The organism is Variovorax sp. P1_G12 (genome assembly GCF_056405555.1).
On record NZ_JBFUBW010000018.1, the window covers coordinates 115493 to 139502 of the forward strand.

Genomic DNA, 24010 nt, shown 5'->3' on the forward strand with positions numbered 1-24010 from the left:
CCTGCGCCCCCTCGGGGGGCAGTGAATACACGAAGTGATGAACGTGGGGGCATCAGAGCTTTCCTTGAACGAGACCGCGGAAGCCGTAGATGATGCGGTCGCCCGAAAAATCCACCAGTTCGACCGTGCGCTGCTGTCCGGGCTCGAAGCGCACCGCGGTGCCCGACGCGATGTTCAGCCGCATGCCGCGCGCGGCCTCGCGGTCGAAGCCCAGAGCGCCGTTGGTCTCGGCGAAGTGGTAGTGCGAGCCGACCTGGATCGGCCGGTCGGCGGTGTTCCGGACCACCAGCGTGATGGCTCGCCGGCCGGGATTGAGGACGTGTTCGCCCTCGTCGGTGATGAGTTCGCCGGGGATCATTGAAGCCCCCTCAGGCCAGTGCGCTGCCGAGCAGCGCGACGCCGAACAGCGCCACCGCGGCGCCCGCGATGCGCCCAAGCCAGCGATGACCGTGGCGCAGCGCCCAGCCGGCGGCGATGCCGGCTGTGTGCAGCAGCACGGTGGCGGCGAGCATGCCGGCCAGGGTCAGTGCGGCAGCCGATTCGCCGTGCAGCTCATGGCCGTGCGCGATGCCGTGGAAGACCGCGAAGACCCCGACCAGCGCGGCCGCCGCGAAGCCCGGAAGCCGCTTGCGTGTGGCGACCAGCAGGCCCAGCACCAGCAGCGAGGCCGCGATCATCGGCTCGACCGCCGGCAGCTGCAGGCCCCCCAGGCCGGCCAGCGCGCCTGCGAGCAGCATCAGCGCGAATCCCAGCGGCGCCCACAGCAGGTCGGGCCAGGCGCGGCGCGCGGCGAGCGCGCTCCAGAGGCCGACCGCGACCATCGCGGCCAGGTGGTCGGGACCGGTCAGCGGATGCATGAAGCCGGCGAGAAAGCCGTGATGCAGGCCGGCATCGGCGCTGGCGGCCAGGGGCAGCAATGCGAGGAGGGGAGCGGTGCGGAGGAGGCGCATGGAAACGGTCCTTGTTGTTGTTCGGGGAGGGGTATCAGACGATCGGCTGGTGCACCGTCACGAGCTTGGTGCCGTCGGGAAAGGTGGCCTCGACCTGGATGTCCGGGATCATCTCGGCGATGCCGTCCATCACGTCGGCGCGGGTCAGCACCGCGCGGCCCTCGCTCATCAGGGCGGCCACGCTCTTGCCGTCGCGCGCGCCCTCCATCACGGCGGCGGAGATCAGCGCCACGGCCTCGGGGTAGTTGAGCTTGAGCCCGCGAGCCCGGCGCCGTTCGGCCAGCAGGGCTGCGGTGAAGATCAGCAGCTTGTCTTTTTCGCGCGGTGTGAGTTCCATGGGGGGCGGAGGTGGCGTCTTGAGGCAGGCCATTATTGGGCGGTCTCTGCCAGTTGCAACGTTCGTGCCGTGGCACGGAACCTGCACCGATCTGGTGTGGACACCACCGCCGTTCCCCCCGCTCCGAGCGACGAAGCGCCGCAGCGCATCGTCAAGGTCCGGCGCGACTACAACAGCTGGGTTGCGAGCGAAACGCTGGAAGACTATGCGCTGCGCTACACGCCGCAGCGCTTCCGCCGGATGTCCGAATGGCGGGTGGCCAGCACGGCCTTCGGCGGCGCGGCCTCGTTCCTGATCCTGGAGGCGGTCGGCGCCACGCTGCTGGTGCAGTACGGCTTCGTCAATGCCTTCTGGGCCATCCTGGTCACCGGACTGATCATCTTCCTGGCCGGGCTGCCGATCAGCGTCTATGCGGCGCGCTACGGCGTCGACATGGACCTGCTCACGCGCGGCGCCGGCTTCGGCTACATCGGCTCGACCCTGACCTCGCTGATCTACGCCTCCTTCACCTTCATCTTCTTCGCGCTGGAAGCCGCGGTGATGGCCTATGCGCTCGAACTCGCGCTCGGCATCCCGCCGGTCTGGGGCTACCTGGTCTGCGCGCTGGTGGTGATCCCGCTGGTGACGCACGGCATCTCGGCCATCAGCCGGCTGCAGGTGTGGACCCAGCCGGTCTGGCTGCTGATGCTGGTGGTGCCCTTCGGCTACGTGCTGGCGCGCGATCCTGGTGCGTTCGCGGGCATCGTGCACTACATCGGTGTCCGGTCGAAGGCGGACGGCTTCGATCTGCACCTCTTCGGTGCCGCACTGACCGTCGGCATCGCCTTGATCACGCAGATGGGCGAGCAGGCCGACTACCTGCGCTTCATGCCGGCGCGCACGGCCGCCAACCGCGGCCGCTGGTGGGCCGGCGTGCTGGCGGGCGGACCCGGCTGGGTGGTGCTCGGGGTGCTCAAGATGCTGGGCGGCGCGCTGCTGGCCTACCTGGCGATCGGCCACATGGTGCCGCCGGAGCGCGCCGTCGACCCCAACCAGATGTACCTGGCCGCCTACGAATACGTGTTCCCGAACTACGGCTGGGCGGTGGCGGCGACCGCGGTGTTCGTGGTCATCTCGCAGCTCAAGATCAACGTCACCAATGCCTACGCCGGCTCGCTGGCCTGGAGCAACTTCTTCTCGCGCGTCACGCACAGCCATCCGGGCCGCGTGGTGTGGGTGGTGTTCAACGCGCTGATCGCCTTCATGCTGATGGAGATGAACGTGTTCGAGGCGCTCGGCGACGTGCTGGGCCTCTACGCCAACATCGCGATCGCCTGGATGATGGCGGTGGTGGCCGACCTGGTCGTCAACAAGCCGCTGGGCCTGTCGCCGCCGGGCATCGAGTTCAAGCGCGCCCACCTGTGGGACATCAACCCGGTCGGCGTCGGCGCGATGGCGCTCGCCTCGGTGCTGTCGATCACCGCGCACCTCGGCGTCTTCGGGCCGCTGGCACAGGCCTTCTCGGCACTGATCGCGCTCGGCACCGCCTTCGTCGCGGCGCCGCTGATCGCCTGGGCGACCCGCGGCAAGTACTACATCGCGCGGGTCTCGGACGACGACGGTGATGCGCCCTTCGCGCCGTCTGCGCGCCGCTCGGCGGTCCGCTGGGCGCGGGTCGAGTCGGGCGCCGGCAGCTATCGCCGGACTCTGAGCCCCCACGCTCCGCACTGCGTGTCGTCGCTGCCCCCCGAGGGGGCGCAGTCCGCCTTGGGGCGGCCCGGCGGCGGACCCTCCACCCAGTTCTGCGTGATCTGCGAGCGCGAATACGAAGGCCCGGACATGGCGCACTGCCCCGCCTATCAAGGCGCGATCTGCTCGCTCTGCTGCACGCTGGACGCGCGCTGCGGCGACCTCTGCAAACCGCAGGCGAGCCTGTCGGCGCAGTGGTCGGGCACCTTGCGCTGGCTGCTGCCGCGCCGCGTCTGGCCCTACCTCGACACCGGGCTCGGCCACTTCCTGCTGCTGATGCTGATCGTCGTGCCCTTGCTGGCCGGCGTCTTCGGCGTCCTCTACCAGCAGGAGCTGCGCGCGCTCGGCGACGCGGCATCGGGCGAGGGCGCACTGCTCGGGATGCAGCCGGCGTCCTTGCGCTCCGGTTTCCTCAAGGCCTACATGGCGCTGCTGGTGATCGCCGGCATCGTCGCCTGGTGGCTGGTGCTCGCGCACCAGAGCCGCAAGGTGGCGCAGGAGGAGTCGAATCGCCAGACCCACCTGCTGGTGCGCGAGATCGAGCTGCACCGCAAGACCGACCATGCGCTGCAGGCAGCCAAGCAGAGCGCCGACCAGGCGCGCAGCATCGCAGAGGAAGCCAAGCGCGCGGCCGACCTGGCCAACCAGGCCAAGAGCCGCTACATCAGCGCCATCAGCCACGAGTTGCGCACGCCGCTCAACAGCATCCTGGGCTATGCGCAGCTGATGGGCGAGGACGCCGCGGTGCCGCCGCATCGCCGGCAGGCGGTGGCGGTGATCAAGCGCGGCGGCGAGCACCTGCTGTCGCTGATCGAGGGCACGCTGGACATCGCCCACATCGAGGCCGGAAAGCTCACGCTCAACGCCCGGCCGATGGGGTTCGCGGAGCTGATGAGCGAGCTGGCCGACATGTTCGAGCTGGAGGCCGCCGAGAAGGGGCTGGCCTTCCGCTTCGAGCCCAACGGCGGCCTGCCCGATCTGGTGCGCGCGGACGAGAAGCGGGTGCGGCAGATCCTCATCAACCTGCTGGGCAACGCGATCAAGTTCACCGCCGCCGGCCAGGTCACGCTGCGGCTGCGCTATGCGCGCGAGTTCGCCGCGATCGAGATCGAGGACACCGGGCCGGGGATGTCGGCGGAGGAGCTCGGCCGCATCTTCGAGCCCTTCGCGCGCGGCGCCACGGCCGGACCGGCGGCGCCCGGCGCCGGCCTGGGGCTCACCATCGCCAGGATGCTGATCGACCTCATGGGCGGCGAGATGAGCGTGCAGAGCACGCCCGGCGTCGGCTCGCAGTTCAGCGTGCGGCTGTTCCTGCCGCGCGTGCACGAGGCGCCCGCCGGCAGCGGCCGGCGCGTCCGGGCGCCCGTGGTGCGGCTGCGGCGCGGCTACGAGGGCCGCCGGCAGCGCCTGCTGGTGGTCGACAACGAGGAGGCCGATCGCGAACTGCTGGTGCAGGTGCTGGCGCCGCTGGGCTTCGAGTTGCGCACCGCGGCCAGCGGCCATGACGCGCTCGACCTGATCGCGGCCGGCTGGCGGCCCGATGCGATGTTCGTCGACCTCGCGATGCCGGGCATCGATGGCTGGGAGACGATCCGCCGTTCGCGCGCCCTGGGGCTCGCGCAGGCGGCGGTCGCGATCGTCTCGGCCAACGCCTTCGACAAGCGCCTGGAGAACGACGTCGGCATCACGCCCGATGATTTCTTCGTCAAGCCGGTGCGCCACAGCGAGCTGCTCGACTGGCTCGAGCGCCGCCTCGGCATCCGGTGGACCGAGAGCGCCGCCGTGCCGCCCGCCGCCGTCGAGGCCGCGCTGGTGCTGCCTTCGGCCGCGCGGCTGCGCGCGCTCGAGGAAGCGGTCGGCCTGGGTTATTTTCGGGGCATCATGAACCAGCTCGACGACATCGACGCGGCCCAGCCCGAGTGCGCGGCGTGGACCACCCTCCAGCGCGCGCTGGCGCGGCAGTTCCAGTTCGAGGCCATGAGCCGGGCGTTGAGCGCGGCGGCGGGGGCGTCATGAGCGGTGCCGACCATCCCCCGATGCTGGTCGACACGCTGCGCGGCAGCGGCGGCAACAGCGACCTGGTGCTGATCGTCGACGACGTGCCCGACAACCTCGCGGTGCTGCACGATGCGCTCGACGAATCGGGCTACACGGTGCTGGTCGCGACCAGCGGCGAACAGGCCCTGCAGCGCGCGGCCCAGGCGCGGCCCGACATCATCCTGCTCGACGCGATGATGCCCGGCATCGATGGCTTCGAGGTCGCGCGCCGGCTCAAGGCCGATGCCGCGACCGCGCACATCCCGATCGTCTTCATGACCGGCCTGACCGAGACCGAGCACCTGGTGGCCGCGCTGGAGGCCGGCGGCGTCGACTACGTGACCAAGCCGATCAAGCCCAAGGAGGTGCTGGCGCGCATGAACGTCCACCTGCAAGGGGCGCGGCGCGCGCGGCAGGAAGCGCAGCAGGCCGGCCAGGCGCGCAATGCGCTCGATGCCTTCGGCTACGCCAGCATCACGGTGCGCATGCCCGAGGGCAAGCTGATCTGGCAGACCGCGCTGGCGCGCGAGATGCTGCTGCGCTACTGCGGCACCAGCGCGCCGGTGACGCCGCCCGCGGTGCTCGAGTGGCTTCGGCGGCACTTGCCCGATGCCCAGCAGCGCCAGATCGAGCCGCCGGCGCTGGCGATCGCGTACGGCGCGACCCGCCTGAGCCTGCGACTGCACCAGCAGACCGGACACGACGACGAGGGCGACGACTGGCTGATCATCATGCGCGAGCTGTCGGACACCGCGGTGATCGAGACCATGAGCCTGAGCCTCAAGCTCACGGCGCGCGAGGCCGAGGTTCTCTATTGGGTGGTCAAGGGCAAGACCAACAAGGACATCGGCGAAATCCTCGGCAGCAGCCCCGCGACCGCCAAGAAGCACCTGGAGCGGGTGTACGTGAAGCTCGGGGTCGAGACGCGCACGGCGGCAGCGGGTGTCGCAATGAAACGCATTCGCGAGCTGCAGCCCCAGTTCGAGATCTGAGTCACGGGCGGCTCCTAGAATGCGCGGCCATGGTCCGACGCTTTCCGCTTCCGCTGCTGTGCCTGCTGGCGTCGCCTGTCCACGCCGCCGGCCACTTCGACATCGACGATGCCGGCACGCTGGACCCGGGCCAGTGCCAGTACGAGGTCTGGGGGGGGCGCTTCGGCACGGCGCCGGTCACTGACTACCACTTGGGGCCTGCGTGCCGGGTCGGACCGGTCGAGCTCGGTTTCAACGTCGACCGTGCATCGGTGCCCGGCGACAAGGCCTACGGCGCGGGGCCGCAGCTCAAGTGGACCTTCATGGGAGAGCAGGAGGATTCGCGACTGAGCGCGGCATTGTTCTTCAGCGCGGTGTGGGATGTCACGCACGGCGGTCGTGCCGGCGGCCAGTTCGTGGTGCCCGTGACCTGGCATCCGCTCGAGAGCCTGTATGTCAACCTCAATCTCGGCTACGACTGGACGCCCGGCAGCGGCGAGCGAACCGGGCGCGGCGGACTGCAGGGTGCCTGGGCCGTCAACGACAAGCTGTGGCTGGTCTTCGAGCGCTTTCGCGCCCTCGACACCTGGACCTCGCGCGCCGGTGTGCGCTTCAACCTGACGCCGACCATCAGCATCGACCTGAGCGCCGCGCGCAGCGGTCCGGACGGGGTCCGGGGCTACGCGATCGGGCTCAACCAGGTCTTTCAGCGTTAGCGACCTACAGCACAGCCTGGCGCGTGAACGAGACCTTCGGCTTGCTGTAGGCGCTGGGCACCTGGTCGCGGTAGAACGCGCGGCGATCAAGGCTGGCCAGCGGGTCATGCGACTTGGCAACCGCCTCGGCACGCACGGTGGCGCGGCTGGCGGTGGAGCTGAACGGCTGCGCACCCGCGCTGGCACCGTCGGCGTAGACGTTGCCTTCGCGTGCCGCGGCGACCGCCTGGCCAGCGACTTCGGAGCGGCTCGTGGACGAGGTCAGGGCATGCACGCCCTCATAGGTTTCCGCGTTGGCGCCGGCGGCAGCCAGCAGGGACAGTGCAGCGGCGGCGATGATCTTCGAGGCATTCATTTCGGTTCCTTCACAAGGGTTTGTCGGTGAGGAGAAGTTTGGAGCCGAACGCCACCGCACAACCGCCGCAAACGGAACCGCGGCGTTAGCAGCCTGGAAACAATCGAAGCCTAGATTTCGGCGCCTTCGACCAGGAACCGGACCCGCCGCACGCCCTGCCATTCGTCGGCATCGAGCCGCCAGGCGAGCACCACTTTCGGCGGCAGCGGCTCGGTGTGGCCGAACCAGATGCCGTCCACCGGCTTGCCGCGGTGCTTGAGCTTGAGCGCGAGGTGCTTCTCGCCGACTAGGCGCTGCGAGACCACCTCCACCTCCTCGCTGAAGGTCGGCGGCGCGAAGCCCTGGCCCCAGACCTCGCGGTGCAGCGTGTCGACCAGATCGACGCGCAGGTACTCGGGCGCCAGCGGCCCGTCGGTGTCGAGCCGGCGTGTCAGCGTGGCGGCGTCGAGCCACTCCTGCGCGACCTGGGCCAGCGCCTGCTCGAAGACCGGGAACTGCTCGCGCGCCACGGTGCAGCCGGCCGCCATCGCGTGGCCGCCGAAACGCAACAGCACGCCCGGATGCCGCTTGGCGACGAGGTCGAGCGCATCGCGCAGATGGAAGCCGGGGATCGAGCGGCCGGAGCCCTTGAGTTCGTGCGCCTTGCCGTCGGCGCCGCTGGCCGCAAAGACGAAGGTCGGCCGGTGGAAGCGATCCTTGATGCGCGAGGCCACGATGCCGACCACGCCTTCGTGGAAGTCGGCGCCGAACACGCTGATCGCCGCCGGCGGCTCCTGGCTGTCGTCGAACAGCGTCTCGGCCAGCGCCAGCGCCTTGTCGCGCATGCCGCCCTCGATGTCGCGCCGTTCGCGGTTGATGCCGTCGAGCATGCGCGCGAGTTCGTCGGCGCGGCCGGCGTCGTCGGTCAGCAGGCACTCGATGCCGAGCGTCATGTCGGCCAGGCGGCCGGCGGCGTTGATGCGGGGCCCCAGCGCGAAACCGAAATCGAAGGTGGTCGCCGCCGCCGCGTTGCGGCCTGCCGCCTTGAACAGCGCGGCGATGCCGGCCTGCATCGCGCCGGCGCGGATGCGGCGCAGGCCTTGCGCCACCAGGCGCCGGTTGTTGGCGTCGAGGCGGACCACGTCGGCGACCGTGCCGAGCGCCACGAGGGGCAGCAGGACATCGAGCTTCGGTTGAGCGGCGACATCGAACACGCCCCGCGCCCGCAGCTCGGTGCGCAGCGCCATCAGCACGTAGAACATCACGCCCACGCCCGCGATGCTCTTGCTGTCGAATTCGCAGCCGGGCTGGTTGGGGTTCACCAGCACGTCGGCCTCGGGCAGCACCGGGCCCGGCAGGTGGTGGTCGGTCACGAGCACCGCGAGGCCGCGCGCCTTGGCGGCGGCGACGCCTTCGACGCTCGCGATGCCGTTGTCGACCGTGATCAGCAGGTCGGCCCCGCTCGCGGCGACGCGCTCGGCGATCGGCGGCGTCAGGCCGTAGCCGTCGACCACCCGGTCGGGCACCAGGTAGCCGACATGGCGCGCGCCCAGCAGGCGCAGGCCGCGCACCGCCACGGCGCAGGCGGTGGCGCCATCGCAGTCGTAGTCGGCGACGACGCACAGGCGCTTGTCCTCGCGGATCGCATCGGCCAGCAGCGCCGCGGCCTCGCGGGCGCCGCGCAGCGTGTGCGGAGGCAGCAGCAGCGCGAGGCCGTCATCGAGCTCCGCTTTCGCGAGCACGCCGCGCGCGGCATAGAGCTGTGCCAGCAGCGGATGCACGCCGGCCTGTTCGAGCGCCCAGGCGCTGCGCGGGGGGATGGCCCTGGGGAGGATCTTCATGCTCACAGCGCCTCGAGGACAGGGGCGGCGCCGGGGCGGCCGAACAGGCCCCGGGCCCAGCGCGCGAAACCGCGCGGCTGCACCCCGAAGCGATGGGCGCCGCGGTCGCCGCAGAGCGTCAGCGTGACCGCGTCGCCGCGCGTGCAATCGGCCAGCAGCTCGGCCACCGGCCCGGCGTCCAGTGCTTGCCAGGCCGCGGCCCAGCCGGCGCCGTCGTCGCGCAGGGCGGGGGGGCGCAGCGACGCGGCCACCGTGGGCGCGGCGGCCGGCACGAACGCGGCGGGGAGGTGGCCGGTGCCGCTGAGCCAGAAGGAATTGATCGGCGGTACGCCGCGCGCGGTGCGGGCGTCGTTCACGCGTTCGGTGTAGAGCAGCATCTGCATCTCGTTCTGCAGCCGACGCAGCGGCCGCCCGGCATCGGACAGCGGCGACCACTGCGAGATCGGGAAGCCGACGGCGCGGTCGATCGACGCCGTCGCCAGGCCGTCGAAGACCGGGCCGGATGCCAGCCAGCGTCCGGGCGTGGCCGTGGCGTGCAGCGCGATGCCGTCCTCCTCGAAGAAGGGACGCGCCGCGGCCAGCAGCGCATCGGACTCGGTGGCGTCGATCTCGATGGCGCCCGGGTCGCCCAGCACCACGTCGTCGATGCCGACCTGCCAGTGGCACAGCGTGGCCACGCCCCAGGCCTGGCCGCCGTCGGTCGGGCCGAGGCCGGCCGTCCTGGCCTCCAGCGCGGCCCAGGGGATGCAGCCATCGGCCGCCGCGATGCCCAGGGCCTCGGCCAGCGCTCGCTCGTGCGGCGGCGAGCGGGTGCTGTCGTCCTGGGAGTCGGCATGCACCAGCGTGAGCCGCGCCAGCAGCGCCTCGAGCTTCGGTAGCCGGAGGCCGGCCAGCGCCTCGCGGCAGGCCGGAGAACCCCGGCCGGCGAAGGGAATGAGCAGATGGCGGGCGGTGGCGGGGGGAACGGACATGGGCCTATTGTCCGGGATGCCACAATTCCGTCCCTATGCGACTCCCCTATGAACTGCAACTCGGCTGGCGCTACACCCGTGCCGGCCGGGCCACGCGGCGCAACGGCTTCATCTCCTTCATCTCCGGGGTCTCGATGTTCGGCATCGCGCTGGGCGTGGCGGCGCTGATCATCGTGCTGAGCGTGATGAACGGCTTCCAGAAGGAAGTGACCGACCGCATGCTCGGCGTGATCTCGCACATCGAGATCTTCTCGCGCGACGGCCAGGCGCTGGCCGACATCGACGCGATCATGGCCGGGGCGCGCAAGAACCCCGAGGTGATCGGCGTCGCGCCCTTCGTCGCGGCGCAGGCGCTGCTGGCGCGGGGCGAGGACATGAAGGGCGCGCTGATCCGCGGTATCGACCCCAAGCTCGAGCCGCAGGTGACCGACATCTCGACCACCGCGCAGCAGGGCGCGCTCGACAAGCTGGTGCCGGGCGAGTTCGGCATCGTGCTCGGCATCGAACTGGCGCGCTCGATGTTCGTGCGCGTGGGCGACCAGGTCACGCTGGTGGCGCCGGGCGGCCAGGTCACGCCGGCCGGCGTGATGCCGCGTTTCAAGCCCTTCACCGTGGTCGGCACCTTCGATTCGGGCCACTACGAATACGACTCGGCGCTGGCCATGATCCACGAGCAGGACGCCGCCCGCGTCTTCCGGCTCGAGGGCCCGACCGGCGTGCGCCTCAAGCTCAAGGACCTGCACCAGGCGCGCGAGGTGGCCGACGAGCTGGCGGCCACGCTGCCGGGCCAGTTCCTGATCCGCGACTGGACGCGCGCCAACAAGACCTGGTTCGCGGCGGTCCAGGTCGAGAAACGCATGATGTTCATCATCCTCACGCTGATCGTCGCGGTGGCGGCCTTCAACCTGGTCTCGACGCTGGTGATGACCGTGACCGACAAGCGCGCCGACATCGCGATCCTGCGCACGCTGGGCTCCAGCCCGAAGAGCATCATGGGCATCTTCGTCGTCCAGGGCGCGATGGTGGGCGTCATGGGCACCCTCGGCGGGCTGCTGCTGGGCCTGGGCATCGCCTACAACATCGACGTCATCGTGCCGGCGCTCGAGCGGCTGTTCCACGCCAGCTTCCTGCCCAAGGACATCTACCTGATCAGCAAGATGCCGAGCGACCCGCAGCGCGGCGACATCCTGCCGATCACCGTGATCTCGCTGGTGCTGGCCTTTGCCGCCACCCTCTACCCGAGCTGGCGCGCGAGCCGCGTCAATCCCGCGGAGGCGTTGCGCTATGAGTAAGGCGACGAACGACGTGGTGCTGAAGGTCCGCGGATTGACCAAGCGCTTCCACGAGGGCCGCATCGACCTGACGGTGCTGCACGGCGTCGACCTCGACGTCCACGCAGGCGAGACGCTGGCGATCGTCGGCGCCTCGGGGTCGGGCAAGAGCACCCTGCTGCACCTGATGGGCGGCCTCGACGCACCGACCGCCGGCAGCGTGGAACTCCATGGCAAGAACATCGCGCACGCCGACGCGGCCGAGCAAGGGCGCTTGCGCAACCGGCATCTCGGTTTTGTCTACCAGTTCCATCACCTGCTGCCGGAGTTCAGCGCGCTCGACAACGTGGCGATGCCGCTCAAGATCCGCCGCATGCCGCCGGCGCAGGCGAGCGCGGCGGCGGTCGCGATGCTGACCGCGGTGGGCCTCGGCGAGCGCGTCCAGCACCGGCCGGCCGAACTCTCGGGTGGCGAGCGCCAGCGCGTGGCGATCGCGCGCGCGCTGGTGACCGAGCCCGATTGCGTGCTGGCCGACGAGCCCACCGGCAACCTCGATCGCGCCACCGCCGACGGCGTGTTCGCGCTGATGCTGCGCCTCGCGCACGAGCGCAACACCGCCTTCGTGATGGTCACGCACGACGAGAGCCTGGCGGCGCGCTGCGACCGCGTGCTGCGGCTTACGGCGGGCCGGCTGGCGGACTGAGCTCAGGCCGACGCCGGGCCGCCAGCGCGGCGAAGTCCGCGCTTCGCGCAGACGGGCGGCCTGCTGACTCCCCCTCGGGGGGCAGCGACCACACGCAGTGAGGGAGCGTGGGGGCTCTCAGGCCGCGACGACGATCGGGAAGCTGGCCTTCCAGCCATCCGATGCGCGCTCGAACGGCACGGTGAGCGCCGCCCGCGCCTCCTCGGAAAGGCGGCGCCAGAGACCATCGCGCGCGTTGCCCGGCGCGCCTTCCACGTAGAGCTGGGTGGTCAGCAGTTCGCGGCCGGCCAGCTTCACCTTGACGTGGATGTGAGGCGTGCGGCCGGTGTAGGGCACGGGCCGGATGGTGCGGAAGCGATAGCGTCCCTGCGCATCAGCCAGCACGCGGCCGAAGCCCTGGAACGCTCGATCGGCGCGGTCGCCGTCGCCCGGATGGTGGTAGTGGCCCGCTTCGTCGCATTGCCAGATCTCGACCTGCGCGCCGCTCAGCGGGCGGCCATCGAGGTCGGTGACCGTGCCGTCGACCCAGGCCGGCTGGGTGGCGCCGTAATTCAGTGCGCCGTTGCGCAACAGGTCGCCGTCGGAGTCAGCCGGCAGGGCCACCGGGTAGAACGGCCCTTCGGTCTGCGACGGTGTCGGGCGTCGCTGCGCCGCAGGCTGCGCGCGGGCGCCCAGCCAGAGTGCCGGCAATGCAAGCGCTGCCGCTGCGACCGTGCGCCGAGGCAGGTTCCGGGGAGTGGGCGAGGTGCTCATCGCCCTTCGAGCGGTGGCGGGACCGGCGAGTTCCGTGAAGGCTGCCGGACGGTGGGGCGATCGCCCCGCTGTTCAGGCCGCGATCGAATAGCCGCCGTCGACCGGGATCGCCGTGCCGGTCACGAAGTCCGACGCCGCACTGGCGAGGAACACCGCGATGCCCGCCAGATCCTCGGGCTTGCCCCAGCGACCCGCCGCGGTGCGCGCGATCACGCGCTCGTTGAGCCCCGGCACCTGGGCCCTGGCGCCGTCGGTCAGGTCGGTCTGGATCCAGCCCGGCAGCACGGCGTTGACCTGGATCCCGTCGGCCGCCCAGGAAGCGGCCATCGCCCGGCTCAGCTGCACGATGCCGCCCTTGCTGGCACCGTAGGCCGGCGCGTACGGCGCACCGAAGATCGACATCATCGAGCCGATGTTGATGATCTTGCCGCTGCCCGCCGCCTTGAGGTGCGGATGGGCGGCGCGGCAGCAGAGGAAGGCGCTCGTGAGGTTGGTGTCCATCACCTGGTGCCACTCGGCCAGCGCGAGCTGGTCGACGGGCTTGCGCACCGTGGTGCCGGCGTTGTTGACCAGGATGTCGAGCCGGCCGCAGCGCGCGACGGCCTCGTCGAACAGGGCTTGCACCGAGTCCTCGTCGGTCACGTCCGCCGACAGCGCGAAGCTGTCGCTGCCCAGGGCCTTCAGCGCCGCCACCGCGTCGGCCGACTTCTGCGGATTGCGCGCCGCGATCACCACGCGCGCCCCGGCCCCGGCCAGCCCCTTGGCCATGCCCAGCCCGATGCCGCCGTTGCCGCCGGTCACGAGCGCGACCTTGCCCTTCAGATCGAACATGGGATCTCCTTGTGATGCCTATGCGCTGATTCCTCGCCTTTTTCGCAGGGTTCGCAGGGTTCGCCTTGGCGGATTTCGCCGCGCCCTTGCCGGCCGCGCCTTCCTGCTCGAAGCGCGCGAAGTACTCCGACGCCATCCCGCGGATGGATTTCCCGATGTTGGCATAGTCGTACTCGTTCAGGTTGGCCAGCGACACCCGTCCCGACGCATGCGTGCCGCCGAAGCCGCGGCCGGGCGAGGCCACCACGCCCATGACGCCAGCCGGTGGCGCCGAAGTACTTGGAGAACGCCGCTACAGGATGCGATTGAACCAGAGCAGCGACAGGCCGGCGGACAGCAGCGCCAGCGCGGCCGCGCCCATCGCGAACAGCGCCGAGATCTCGGTCTCCTTTTTCTCGACCGTGAGCCGCGAGCTCAGCGTGTTGTAGACCTTCTTGAGGTCGTTCGCGGTGCCCGCATAGAAATATTCGGCCTGCGTCTTGTTGGCGATCGCCTTGAGCGTTTCCTCGTCGAGCCGCACCCGCATCGACCAGCCCTCGAAGCCGATGGTCTCGCCGTCGACCGTGCCGATGCCCACCGTGTACACGCGCACGCCGTGGTCGGCCGCCACCTTGGCGGCATCGAGCGGGTCGACGCCGGTGGTGCGCTGGCCGTCGGTCAGCATGATGATCGCGGCCGAGGTGTAGGAGCCTGGCGCGACCGGGGTGAACTCCTTCGGCGGCGGCTTGCCGGCACGCTCGATGGGGACGCCGGTCTGCCGGCTCTTCGGCGCGAAGTCGGAGATGTCGATGCCCGCGTCCGGGAACAGCGTGGCCAGCGACACCACGATCGCGTTGCCGGTGGCGGTCGCGCGCTGCAGCTGGAACGAGTCGATCGCGGTGACCAGGTCCTCGCGATTGGTGGTCGGCAACTGCGCGACCTGCGCGCTGCCCGCGAAGGCGACGATGCCGACCTTCACGGTGCGCGGCAGTTCCTTCAGGAAGCTCTTGGCCGCCTCCTGCGCGGCCACCAGCCGGTTGGGCAGCACGTCGGCCGCGCGCATGCTGCCGGAGACGTCCATCGCGAGGATGATGGTCTGCTGGTTCGAGGGCAGCACCACCACCGCCATCGGCCGCGCGGCCGCGATCAGCATCGCGCCCAGCGCCAGCAGGAACAGCAGCGGCGGGATGTGGCGCCGCATGGTCTGGCCGGCGCTCATGGCTTCGCGCACGATCGACAGGCTGGCATAGCGCAGCGCCAGCTTCTTCTTGCGCCGGATCAGCCAGAGGTACAGCAGCACCAGCAAGGGCATGGCGAGCAGCAGCCAGAGGAATTGAGGCCAGAGGAAAGTCATGAAGCCACCATCCGGGACTGTCCGCTGCGCACGCGGCGCTTGCGCATGTCGGCGAAGCGCACGATGGCCTCCACCAGATCGTCAGCGGTCGAGAGTTCGAGCGCGTCGACGCCGATCTTGGCCAGCGCCTGGCGCAAGGTGGCTTCGCGTTCCGCGGCGATGCGGGCGAAGCGCTTGCGAAAACCCGCATCATGGGTGTCGACCCAGAGCTGTTCGCCGGTCTCGGCGTCGTGCAGCGGCACCAGGCCGAGGTCGGGAAGCTCGAGCTCGAGGGGATCGAACAGGCGCACCGCCACCACGTCGTGGCGCTGCACGAGGTGGGCGAGCGGCCGTTCCCAGCCGGGCTCGGTGACGAAATCGGAGACCACGAACACGGTCGAGCGGCGCGGTATCAGCACTGCCGCCGACTTGAGCAGCTCGGCCAGGCGGGTCATGCCTGTCTGGTCGGGGGCGATCCTTGCTGCGCGGCGCTCCATCGCATACAGCAGGTGCAGCACATGGCGCCGGCCGGTGCGCGGCGGGATCACGGCTTCGATGTCGTTGCCGTAGACCATCGCACCCACACGGTTGCCGTGCCGGGTCAGCAACCGGGCGACAACGCCGACGAAGCCGGCCGAGATCTCGCGCTTGGCCTTGGCGCCCGAGCCGAAGTCGACCGAGCGGCTGAGGTCGAGCACGAACCAGGCCGCCATCTCGCGGTCTTCCGTGAACACGCGCACGTGCGGGGTCTGCAGCCGCGCCGTGACGTTCCAGTCGATGTGGCGCACGTCATCGTGGTGCTGGTACTCGCGCAGGTCGGCCAGGTCCAGGCCGGTGCCGCGCATCAGCGTGCGGTAGTCGCCCTGCAGCAGGCCGTCGAGCCGGCGGATCACGGTCCATTCGAGCCGGCGCAGCGCGCGCTCCACGCCGCCGGCCGCAGCGTCGATCGTTGCGAGCTGCTCGTCGTTGGCGGCTTGCGCGCGCCTAGGCCACCAGCTTTTCATGTTCGAGCGGCTTGGGCGGCGCGGGCACGGCCCGCATGATCCTGTCGATCAGGCTGTCGGGCGTGAGGCCTTCCGACAGGCCCTCGTACGACAGCGTGACGCGGTGGCGCAGCACGTCGGGCACCAGCGCGGTCATGTCCTCGGGCAGCGCATAGCTGCGGCCGCGCAGCAAGGCCAGCGCGCGCGCGCCCTGGGTCAGGTTGATGCTGGCGCGCGGGCTGGCACCGAAGGTGATGAAGCGCCGCATGTCCTTCAGGCCGTGCTTCTCGGGGGCGCGCGTGGCCGACACCAGCCGGACCGCGTACTGGATCAGCGAGGGATCGACGTAGACGCGCTGGGCCTCGGCCTGCAGGGTCGCGAGCTGGTCGGTGGTGGCGACCGGAATGGCTTCCACCGGCGGGCCGATCACGCGTTCGACGATCACGAACTCTTCCTCGTCGCTCGGATAGTCGACCAGCACCTTCATCATGAAGCGGTCGACCTGCGCCTCGGGCAGCGGGTAGGTGCCTTCGGTCTCGATCGGGTTCTGCGTCGCCATCACGAGAAAGGGGCGCGGCACCGGGTGCGTCTCGCCCGCGATCGTGACCTGCCGCTCCTGCATCACTTCGAGCAGCGCGCTCTGCACCTTGGCCGGTGCCCGGTTGATTTCGTCGGCCAGCAGCAGGTTGGCGAACACCGGGCCCAGCGAGGTGCTGAAGTCGCCGGTCTTCTGGTTGTAGATGCGGGTGCCGACCAGGTCGGCCGGCACCAGGTCGGGGGTGAACTGGATGCGCTTGAACCGGCCGCGCACGGTGTCGGCCAGCGTCTTCACCGTCAGCGTCTTGGCCAGCCCGGGCACACCCTCGACCAGCAGGTGTCCGCCGGCCAGCATCGCCACCATCACCCGTTCGAGGAAGCGGTCCTGGCCGACGACGACGCGCTTGACCTGATAGAGGATCTGCTCCATCAGCTCGGCCGTGACCGGGGCGGGCGATTCGGGCTCTGTGCTCATGCTGGGTGCTTTCGTCGGTGGGTCAGAAGGGGGGCGAGCCGGCGGCGGATGCCGCGTTCTCGATCGGCACGGCGAAGCCGATGCCGATGAAGGTGCGCTGCTGGGTCGGGTTCAGGATCGCGGTCACGATGCCGAGCACCTCGCCGTTCATGTTGATCAGCGGGCCGCCCGAGTTGCCGGGATTGGCGGCGGCGTCGAACTGGATCAGGTTGCTGAGTTCCTGCTTGCCTTCGGGCGAGCGGAAGGACCGATTGAGACCGGACACCACGCCGGCCGACACCGAGGGCCCGATGCCGAACGGGAAGCCGACCGCTGCCACCTGGTCGCCCGGCATCAGGTCGGCGGTCGATCGCATGGTGGCCGGGATCAGGTCGTCGGGCAGCTTCTGGGCCTGCAGCACCGCCAGGTCGTTCTCGGGCTGCAGCGCGGTGATGGTCGCCGGCGCCTCGAGGCCGTCGGCGAAGGTCACCTTGATGGTCTCGGCGCCGGCGACCACGTGCAGGTTGGTCAGGATCACGCCCTTGTCGACGATCACCACGCCGGTGCCGACGCCGCGCTCGACCTGCTTGCCGGCCACTTCGTCGGTGACCTCCGGTGGCTTGGCCTTGGCGAGATTGCGGCCGCGTTTCTCGATCTTGGCCTCGGGCGTCGTCTTCTCGGTGCCGTAGCCCACCACGCGGACCACGGAGGGGCGGATGATCTCGGCGGCCCGGGCGGCAGGCGAGGGCAGCGGGGCGGTCTGGAGCGTGCGCAGCACCGCCGCGTCGATGTCCTTCTGGGTCAGCGCCTGAGCGCCCTGGTGCGGCCAGAAGTAGGCGCCGGTGGCGCCCAATCCGACCATCAATGCCAGCAGCAGGCCGAAGCTGCGACGCCCGGGCTGCCAGGCAGCGGCGGGAGCCTGCGCGACCGTCTGGGCTGCCTCGGGCGTAACGGCCTCGGCCGCATCCTGCGGCCCTCGGGGCGAGCGGCTGTAGAAAGCAGGCCTGCGCATCGGGGCACCTCCGCACAAAAGAGAGAGTCGCTGTAGGAGGCACGGTAGCACGCTTTCCGCGGCCGTGCATCCCTTCGGGCATCATCGCGCGATGTCCCGCTTCGTCGACACCCATTGCCACCTCGATGCGCCCGAGTTCGGCTCGGAAATGCCCCGGATCCGGGCCCGCGCCCGGGACGCCGGCGTCATGCTCTGCGTCATCCCCGCGGTGGCTGTCTCCAACTTCGCGACCGTGCGCGAACTTGCGCACCTGCAGGACGATGCCTATGCGCTCGGCATCCATCCGCTGTGCACCGGCGAAGCGCGCGACGAGGATCTGGGGCTGCTCGACGAGGAACTCGGCCGCCGGCGCGACGACCCGCGGCTGGTGGCGGTGGGCGAAATCGGCCTCGACTATTTCGTCGCCGGCCTGGACCCCGCGAAGCAGGAGCGCTTCTTTCACAGTCAGTTGCAACTGGCGCGCAAGCACGGGCTGCCGGTCATCATCCATGTGCGCCGCTCGGTGGACAAGGTGCTGATGCACCTGCGCCAGGTGGCACCGGGCCAGGGCTGGCAGGGCATCGCGCATGCCTTCAACGGCAGCGAGCAGCAGGCGCAGGCCTGCATCGACCTGGGCCTGAAGCTGGGCTTCGGCGGCGCCGTGACCTTCGAGCGCGCCCTGCAGCTGCGCCGGCTCGCTGCCATGCTGCCGCTGGATGCGATCGTGATGGAAACCGACGCGCCGGACATCCAGCCCCACTGGCTCTATCGCACGCAGGCGCAGCGGGAGGCGGGCCAGCCGCAGGGGCGCAACGAGCCCGGCGAGCTGCCGCGCATCGCCGAGGTCGTGGCGGGCCTGCGCGGGATGGAGCGCTCGGCGCTGGCCGAAGCGACCACGCGCAACGCCGCCGCGGCCCTGCCACGTCTGGCTTCGCTGATCGGCCTGTCGGCCGACAGCCCGCGCCCGGCGTAGGCGAAGCACCCGACTTGGGGCCGTTGGGGTGCGGCAGGGGATATTGGTGTCATCCTGCGAACTCGTGCAGTCGTTGCATCAGAGTGGCAAACCGTCACTCCAACTCATACAAGGAGCCCATCCAATGAGCAAATCCATCGTTCGCACCCTGCCTGCCGCAGTGGCCCTGGCCTTCGCCTGCATCGGCGTGTCGGCAACCGCGCAAACCACGGCGCCCAGCACCACCCAGAAGGTGGAGAACGCCGGCGAGAAGGCATGGGATGCCACCAAGAGCGGCACCGAGAAGGCCTGGGATTCGACCAAGAGCGGCACCAAGAAGGCCGTGACGGCCACCGAGAAGGGCGCCAAGGCGACCGGGAAGGCGATCGACAACGTGGCCACCGACGCCGCTGACGGCACTCGCAAGGTCGGCAACAAGATCGGCGAGAAGGTTCCGGGCACCGAGCAGCACGAAGCCGCCAAGAAGCCCTGACTGGCCCCAAGGCCCCAATGAAAAACCCGCCGTCGGCGGGTTTTTTTCAGGCGGTCGGCGGCGGTGCGACGGACCGGTGCACCAGCGGGGTCTCGGGCGTCGGATAGCCGGCGGCGCCGAAAGTGCGGACGATCGCCTTGTGGGTGTCGAAGTAGACCTGCCAGTAGTGGTCGGTGTGGGTGTACGGACGCACCGCGAGCAGGGGCCCCTCGGGCGTGAACTGCAGGATCTCGACGTCCGGCGGCTGCTCGGCCGAGACGTTGGCGATCTGGCTCACCGCGGCCTTGAGCAGCGCGATGGCCTGGTTCACGTCGACCCCGTTGGCGATCTTCGCGGTGACGTCGACCCGGCGAAAGGGCAACTGGCTGAAGTTCTGGATCGGATCCGACAGCACCTTGTTGTTGCCCACCGTCGTGACGACGTTGTCGGGCGTGATCAGCGTGGTGCCGAACAGGCCCAGCTCCTTGACCGTGCCGTTGATGCCGCCGCCGACGGTGACGTAGTCGCCGACCCGGTACGGGCGCAGCACCTGCAGGAACACGCCGGCCGCAAAATGCGTGAGCAGTCCGCCCCAGGCCGTGCCGATCGCCAGTCCGGCGCCGGCCAGCAGCACCGCGAAGGAGGTGGTGCGGACGCCGAACATGTCGAGGATCGCGAGGATCAGGACGATGTTGAGCAGCACGCCGAGGATCGAGACCAGGTAGTGATTCAAGGTCGGGTCCATGCTCTTGCCGCGTTCGAGGGCCTTGGCCACCAGGCGCTGCGCCAGGCCGATCAGCCAGCGGCCGATGGCCCAGGCGATCAGGGCGCCGATCACTTTCAGGCCAAAATCCACGCCTTGCGTCGTCAGGAAAATCCAGATCGCTTCCGTATTCATTTCTTCTCCTCGCAGGTGCCGATGCTTCGGCAAACCGTGCAGCGTTCGTCATGAATAAGCCGGTCTCGCGCCCAGGCGACGTCAAGGCCGTGCTCACGGGGCTCGCGCCAATCGTTTCCGAAAACGCCGCCTTGTTGATCCTCGGCAGCTTTCCTGGGGCCCGGTCGATCGCGCAGCAGCAGTATTATGCGCACCCGCAGAATGGTTTTTGGAAGATTTTGCAGGCGCTGTGGCCCGGAAACCCGCTGCCAGTGGGTGAAGACAGCTATAAAAAGCGTAGCGCCTGGTTGCTCGATCGGGGACTCGGCGTGTGGGACGTCTATGCCAGCTGCGAGCGTGAAGGCAGCCTCGATTCGGCGATCCGCGAGGCTGTGGCGAACGATATCGCGAGCCTGCGCCTGCCCCGGCTCGCGGCCATCGCGCACAACGGCGGCGAAAGTTTCCGGCATGCGCGGCACACGCGGGCGCTTGGCGTCCCGGTCCATCGGTTGCCCTCGTCGAGTCCTGCCAACGCCTCCTGGAGCCTCGAGCGCAAGGTGCAGGCGTGGCGCGAGGTGTTTGAAAGGTATTTGGTCATTCCATGAAAGTCTCCCTTCCCGAAGTCAATTTTTCCGATTGGGGCGACGTGCGCTATCTGCACCTCGGCACCGAATGGGTGCAGGGTTCGATGAAGCTCGATGCGCCCTTCGAGATCGAGCTCGAATACGTCCAGCGCATGATGGCCTGGCTGCTGTTCGTCGATCCCGCCGGCGTCGGCAAACGGCATGCGATGCAGCTCGGCCTGGGCGCGGCCAGCCTGACCAAGTTCTGCCGCAAGACGCTGCGCATGCGCACCACGGCGATCGAGCTCAATCCGCAGGTCGTGGCCGCCTGCCGCGGCTGGTTCAAGCTGCCGGCTGACGACACCAAGCTCGAGATCGTGATCGCCGATGCCGCCGCCGAGATCCGCAAGCCGCGCTGGCTGGGGACGGTCGATGCGCTGCAGGTCGACCTGTACGACCACGAGGCGGCCGCGCCGGTGCTCGACAGCGAAGCCTTCTACGCCGACTGCCGCGCCTTGCTGACCGAAGACGGCGCCATGACCGTCAATCTGTTCGGCCGCTCGTCGAGCTACGAGCACAGCCTCGAGAAGATCACCGCGGCCTTCGGCGCCGAGGCGGTCTGGGCCTTCAAGCCGACGCGCGAGGGCAACACCGTGGTGCTGGCCCAGCGCGAAGCCACCCGCCCCAAGCGGCCCCTTCTTGCCGAGCGCGCCCAAAGCATCCAGACTCGCTGGGGCCTGCCCGCGCCGAAGTGGCTGCGGGTTTTCAAACCCCAGAGCTGAACTGCCCATGAGCGCCGTCACCCCCGCCGCCACCGCCGCCTCGCGCCACGAGGGCCCGCTGGTCCTGCGCCACCTGATCGAATGGCTGGCCCAGGATGGCGTGATCTCGCCGGTCGAGGCCAAGCGCACGCAGGCGCGCTGCGCCCAGGCCGAGAGCCGCCAGGCGCCGCTGGTACGCCTGGCCAATGTCGCGATGGTCCGCGAGAGCGACGGCAAGCCGCTCGATCTCGAAATGCTGGCCCAGTGGCTGGCCGGCCGCGCCGGCCTCTCGTACCTGCGGATCGACCCGCTCAAGGTCGATGTGGGCAAGGTCGCCGACACCATGAGCGCGGCCTATGCCGAGCGGCACAAGGTGCTGCCGGTGCAGGTGACGCCCAGCGAGCTGGTGGTGGCCACCGCCGAGCCCTTCCTGACCGACTGGATCGCCGAAGTCGAGCGCCAGTCGCGCCGCACGGTGCGCCGGGTGGTCGCCAACCCGACCGACATCCAGCGCTACACGGCCGAGTTCTTTGCGCTGGCCAAGTCGGTGCGGGCGGCGCAGAAGGCCGGCGGCAACGCCGGCGGCGCGAGCTTCGAGCAACTGGTCGAGCTCGGCAAGAGCAACAAGCAGCTCGACGCCAACGACCAGAGCGTGGTGCAGGTGGTCGACTGGCTGTGGCAGTACGCCTTCGACCAGCGCGCCAGCGACATCCACCTGGAGCCGCGGCGCGACCAGGGCATGATCCGCTTTCGTATCGACGGCGTGCTGCATCCGGCCTACCAGATGCCGATGGGCGTGATGAACGCGATGGTCGCGCGCATCAAGCTGCTCGGGCGGATGGACGTGGTCGAGAAGCGGCGTCCGCTCGATGGCCGCATCAAGACCCGCAACCTGCGCGGCGACGAGGTCGAGATGCGCCTGTCGACGCTGCCGACCGCTTTCGGCGAGAAGATGGTGATGCGGATCTTCGACCCCGACACGGCGGTCAAGGACCTCGACGCGCTCGGCTTCACCCCGCACGACGCGCAGCGCTGGGAGAAGCTCGTGACCCGGCCGCACGGCATCATCCTGGTGACCGGCCCGACCGGCTCGGGCAAGACCACCACCCTCTACTCGACGCTCAAGCGCGTCGCGACCGAGCAGGTCAACGTCAGCACGGTGGAGGACCCGATCGAGATGATCGAGCCCTCCTTCAACCAGACGCAGGTGCAGGCACAGATCGATTTCGGCTTCACCGAAGGCCTGCGCGCACTGATGCGGCAGGACCCGGACATCATCATGGTCGGCGAGATCCGCGACCTCGCCACCGCCGAGATGGCGGTCCAGGCGGCGCTCACCGGCCACCTGGTCTTCAGCACCCTGCACACCAACGACGCGCCGAGCGCGATCACCCGGCTGATGGAGCTCGGCGTGCCGTCCTACCTGATCAACGCGGTGATGCTCGGCGTGCTGGCCCAGCGCCTGGTGCGCACGCTGTGCCCGCATTGCAAGCAGCCGGACGAGTCGGTGACGCGCGAGAAGCTGGCCGAGTTCGTCAAGCCGTGGCAGATCAGCGGCTCGGTGCGCGCCTACAAGCCGGTCGGCTGCGTCGACTGCCGCATGACGGGCTACATGGGGCGCATGGGGCTGTACGAGCTCCTGAGCATCAGCGAGGAATTCAAGGCCCTGGTCACGAAGGAGCCGAACGCGGTCGGGCTGCGGCGCCAGGCGGTGGTCGACGGCATGCGGCCGTTGCGCCTGGCCGGCGCGCTGCGGGTCGCGGAGGGTGTGACCACCATCGAGGAAGTGCTCAGCGCCACCCCCCCACTGGAATGAGGCAAGCAGGGATAACCCTGAAGAGCCGGTAGGTGGAATCCACATCGAGCTGACTTCAGCCTGACCACACAATCTCCGATCGAGTTTTTTCGTGGAGACTGTTCGTGAAAATCAAGAGTCAGAAAGACTTCTTCTCGGGGGTGATGTTCGCCGTCGTGGGGGTCGCTTTCGCCTGGGGGGCGACAACCTACAACGTCGGCAACGGCGCCCGCATGGGCCCGGGCTACTTCCCGCTGATGCTCGGCATCCTGATGGCCGTCATCGGCCTCGTGATCATGTTCACCGGCCTCACGGTCGAGACCGAGGACGGCGAGAAGATCGGCAAGTGGGCCTGGAAGCAGGTGCTCTACATCCTCGGTGCCAACCTGGCCTTCGGCGTGCTGCTGGGCGGCCTGCCGAGCCTCGGCGTACCCGCCATGGGCATGATCATCGCGATCTATGCGCTGGTCCTGATCTCCAGTCTTGCGGGCAGCGAATTCAACCTGCCCAAGGTGCTGATCCTCGCCACGGTGCTGGCTGTCGGCAGCTACATCGCCTTCATCTGGGCGCTCAAGCTGCAAATCCAGGTGTGGCCCACCTTCATCACGGGCTGAGGACTGGCAAATGGAACTTCTCAACAACCTTTCCCTTGGCTTCGGTGTCGCGTTCACCTTCACCAACCTGCTGTACTGCCTGGTCGGCTGCATCCTGGGCACCCTGATCGGCGTGCTGCCGGGCATCGGCCCGGTCGCCACCATCGCGATGCTGCTGCCCGCGACCTACGCGCTGCCGCCGGTGTCGGCCCTCATCATGCTGGCCGGCATCTACTACGGCGCCCAGTACGGCGGCTCCACCACCGCCATCCTGGTC

General features: G+C 69.6%; 25 protein-coding genes. 12 read left to right on the forward strand and 13 right to left on the reverse strand.

The genetic code is table 11. From position 1 onward, the window contains the following. Positions 1-52: 52 nt before the first annotated feature. From AC1D2O_RS21220 to AC1D2O_RS21230, 3 genes are read right to left on the reverse strand one after another with little or no spacing between them, the layout of a single operon-like run. Positions 53-358: an urease subunit beta gene (locus AC1D2O_RS21220; RefSeq protein WP_478090274.1), complete on the reverse strand. Its 306-nt coding sequence runs from the start codon at positions 356-358 to the stop codon at positions 53-55. A gap of 10 nt (positions 359-368) precedes the next feature. Further along, complete coding sequence (locus AC1D2O_RS21225) at positions 369-950, reverse strand: HupE/UreJ family protein (RefSeq protein ID WP_478090273.1); 582 nt, start codon at positions 948-950, stop codon at positions 369-371. 34 nt (positions 951-984) lie between these two features. Next, on the reverse strand, positions 985-1287 hold the full coding sequence (locus AC1D2O_RS21230; RefSeq protein WP_286369833.1) for an urease subunit gamma: 303 nt from the start codon (positions 1285-1287) through the stop codon (positions 985-987). 81 nt (positions 1288-1368) lie between these two features. Here AC1D2O_RS21230 and AC1D2O_RS21235 point away from each other — a divergent pair, with 81 nt between their 5' ends. From AC1D2O_RS21235 to AC1D2O_RS21245, 3 genes are read left to right on the forward strand one after another with little or no spacing between them, the layout of a single operon-like run. Continuing rightward, on the forward strand, positions 1369-5031 hold the full coding sequence (locus AC1D2O_RS21235) for a hybrid sensor histidine kinase/response regulator (protein WP_478157866.1): 3663 nt from the start codon (positions 1369-1371) through the stop codon (positions 5029-5031). After that, complete coding sequence (locus AC1D2O_RS21240; RefSeq protein WP_478157858.1) at positions 5028-6044, forward strand: response regulator; 1017 nt, start codon at positions 5028-5030, stop codon at positions 6042-6044. Before AC1D2O_RS21235 ends, AC1D2O_RS21240 begins: the two co-directional genes overlap by 4 nt. 29 nt (positions 6045-6073) lie before the next feature. Beyond that, on the forward strand, positions 6074-6739 hold the full coding sequence (locus AC1D2O_RS21245; RefSeq protein WP_478090271.1) for a hypothetical protein: 666 nt from the start codon (positions 6074-6076) through the stop codon (positions 6737-6739). Between the two features lie 4 nt (positions 6740-6743). Here AC1D2O_RS21245 and AC1D2O_RS21250 read toward each other — a convergent pair whose 3' ends face one another. The 3 genes from AC1D2O_RS21250 to AC1D2O_RS21260 form a co-directional block, all read right to left on the reverse strand. Further along, complete coding sequence (locus AC1D2O_RS21250; RefSeq protein ID WP_478157859.1) at positions 6744-7094, reverse strand: alpha/beta hydrolase; 351 nt, start codon at positions 7092-7094, stop codon at positions 6744-6746. Positions 7095-7204: 110 nt separating this feature from the next. Further along, positions 7205-8914, reverse strand: a complete 1710-nt coding sequence (gene recJ / locus AC1D2O_RS21255) for a single-stranded-DNA-specific exonuclease RecJ (protein ID WP_478090491.1) — start codon at positions 8912-8914, stop codon at positions 7205-7207. 2 nt (positions 8915-8916) lie between these two features. Next, on the reverse strand, positions 8917-9885 hold the full coding sequence (locus AC1D2O_RS21260; protein ID WP_478157860.1) for a hypothetical protein: 969 nt from the start codon (positions 9883-9885) through the stop codon (positions 8917-8919). Between the two features lie 35 nt (positions 9886-9920). Here AC1D2O_RS21260 and AC1D2O_RS21265 point away from each other — a divergent pair, with 35 nt between their 5' ends. Further along, the gene (locus AC1D2O_RS21265; protein ID WP_478090493.1) at positions 9921-11177 is read left to right on the forward strand and encodes a lipoprotein-releasing ABC transporter permease subunit; all 1257 of its coding nucleotides are present in this window, start codon (positions 9921-9923) and stop codon (positions 11175-11177) included. Next, positions 11170-11859, forward strand: a complete 690-nt coding sequence (lolD, locus tag AC1D2O_RS21270; RefSeq protein ID WP_478090494.1) for a lipoprotein-releasing ABC transporter ATP-binding protein LolD — start codon at positions 11170-11172, stop codon at positions 11857-11859. The genes AC1D2O_RS21265 and lolD overlap by 8 nt, the downstream gene beginning before the upstream one ends. A gap of 117 nt (positions 11860-11976) precedes the next feature. Here the strand turns inward: lolD and AC1D2O_RS21275 are convergent, their stop codons facing one another. The 6 genes from AC1D2O_RS21275 to AC1D2O_RS21300 all read right to left on the reverse strand — a co-directional run bounded on the left by AC1D2O_RS21275 (position 11977) and on the right by AC1D2O_RS21300 (position 17741). Next, complete coding sequence (locus tag AC1D2O_RS21275) at positions 11977-12612, reverse strand: dioxygenase family protein (protein ID WP_478090495.1); 636 nt, start codon at positions 12610-12612, stop codon at positions 11977-11979. 72 nt (positions 12613-12684) lie between these two features. After that, a complete protein-coding gene (locus AC1D2O_RS21280) occupies positions 12685-13443 on the reverse strand; it encodes an SDR family NAD(P)-dependent oxidoreductase (protein ID WP_478090496.1) in 759 nt (252 codons plus the stop codon). Positions 13444-13735: 292 nt separating this feature from the next. Continuing rightward, positions 13736-14776, reverse strand: a complete 1041-nt coding sequence (locus tag AC1D2O_RS21285) for a VWA domain-containing protein (protein WP_478090497.1) — start codon at positions 14774-14776, stop codon at positions 13736-13738. Continuing rightward, positions 14773-15759, reverse strand: a complete 987-nt coding sequence (locus tag AC1D2O_RS21290) for a DUF58 domain-containing protein (RefSeq protein WP_478090498.1) — start codon at positions 15757-15759, stop codon at positions 14773-14775. The genes AC1D2O_RS21285 and AC1D2O_RS21290 overlap by 4 nt, the downstream gene beginning before the upstream one ends. After that, entirely contained in the window at positions 15740-16750 is a 1011-nt protein-coding gene (locus tag AC1D2O_RS21295) for an AAA family ATPase (protein ID WP_478090499.1), read from the reverse strand. Before AC1D2O_RS21295 ends, AC1D2O_RS21290 begins: the two co-directional genes overlap by 20 nt. A gap of 22 nt (positions 16751-16772) precedes the next feature. Further along, a complete protein-coding gene (locus AC1D2O_RS21300) occupies positions 16773-17741 on the reverse strand; it encodes a S1C family serine protease (protein ID WP_478090500.1) in 969 nt (322 codons plus the stop codon). Positions 17742-17832: 91 nt separating this feature from the next. Here AC1D2O_RS21300 and AC1D2O_RS21305 point away from each other — a divergent pair, with 91 nt between their 5' ends. Continuing rightward, positions 17833-18693: a TatD family hydrolase gene (locus AC1D2O_RS21305; RefSeq protein WP_478157861.1), complete on the forward strand. Its 861-nt coding sequence runs from the start codon at positions 17833-17835 to the stop codon at positions 18691-18693. Between the two features lie 124 nt (positions 18694-18817). After that, positions 18818-19165 carry a hypothetical protein gene (locus AC1D2O_RS21310; RefSeq protein WP_478094744.1) on the forward strand — a complete coding sequence of 116 codons (348 nt, stop codon included), beginning with the start codon at positions 18818-18820 and terminating at the stop codon, positions 19163-19165. Positions 19166-19211: 46 nt separating this feature from the next. Here the strand turns inward: AC1D2O_RS21310 and AC1D2O_RS21315 are convergent, their stop codons facing one another. Next, complete coding sequence (locus AC1D2O_RS21315; protein ID WP_478157862.1) at positions 19212-20042, reverse strand: mechanosensitive ion channel family protein; 831 nt, start codon at positions 20040-20042, stop codon at positions 19212-19214. 50 nt (positions 20043-20092) lie between these two features. Between AC1D2O_RS21315 and AC1D2O_RS21320 the strand changes: the two genes are divergently transcribed. The 5 genes from AC1D2O_RS21320 to AC1D2O_RS21340 all read left to right on the forward strand — a co-directional run. Beyond that, a complete protein-coding gene (locus tag AC1D2O_RS21320; protein WP_478157863.1) occupies positions 20093-20626 on the forward strand; it encodes a DNA-deoxyinosine glycosylase in 534 nt (177 codons plus the stop codon). After that, on the forward strand, positions 20623-21366 hold the full coding sequence (locus AC1D2O_RS21325) for a class I SAM-dependent methyltransferase (protein WP_478094091.1): 744 nt from the start codon (positions 20623-20625) through the stop codon (positions 21364-21366). Before AC1D2O_RS21320 ends, AC1D2O_RS21325 begins: the two co-directional genes overlap by 4 nt. A gap of 7 nt (positions 21367-21373) precedes the next feature. Then, positions 21374-23161 (forward strand): type IV pilus assembly ATPase TfpB, encoded by a 1788-nt coding sequence (gene tfpB / locus AC1D2O_RS21330; RefSeq protein ID WP_478094093.1) that lies wholly within the window; start codon positions 21374-21376, stop codon positions 23159-23161. 104 nt (positions 23162-23265) lie between these two features. Beyond that, the gene (locus tag AC1D2O_RS21335) at positions 23266-23754 is read left to right on the forward strand and encodes a tripartite tricarboxylate transporter TctB family protein (RefSeq protein WP_478094095.1); all 489 of its coding nucleotides are present in this window, start codon (positions 23266-23268) and stop codon (positions 23752-23754) included. A gap of 10 nt (positions 23755-23764) precedes the next feature. Beyond that, on the forward strand, positions 23765-24010 hold a 246-nt coding region (locus tag AC1D2O_RS21340), incomplete at its 3' end, for a tripartite tricarboxylate transporter permease (RefSeq protein WP_478157864.1).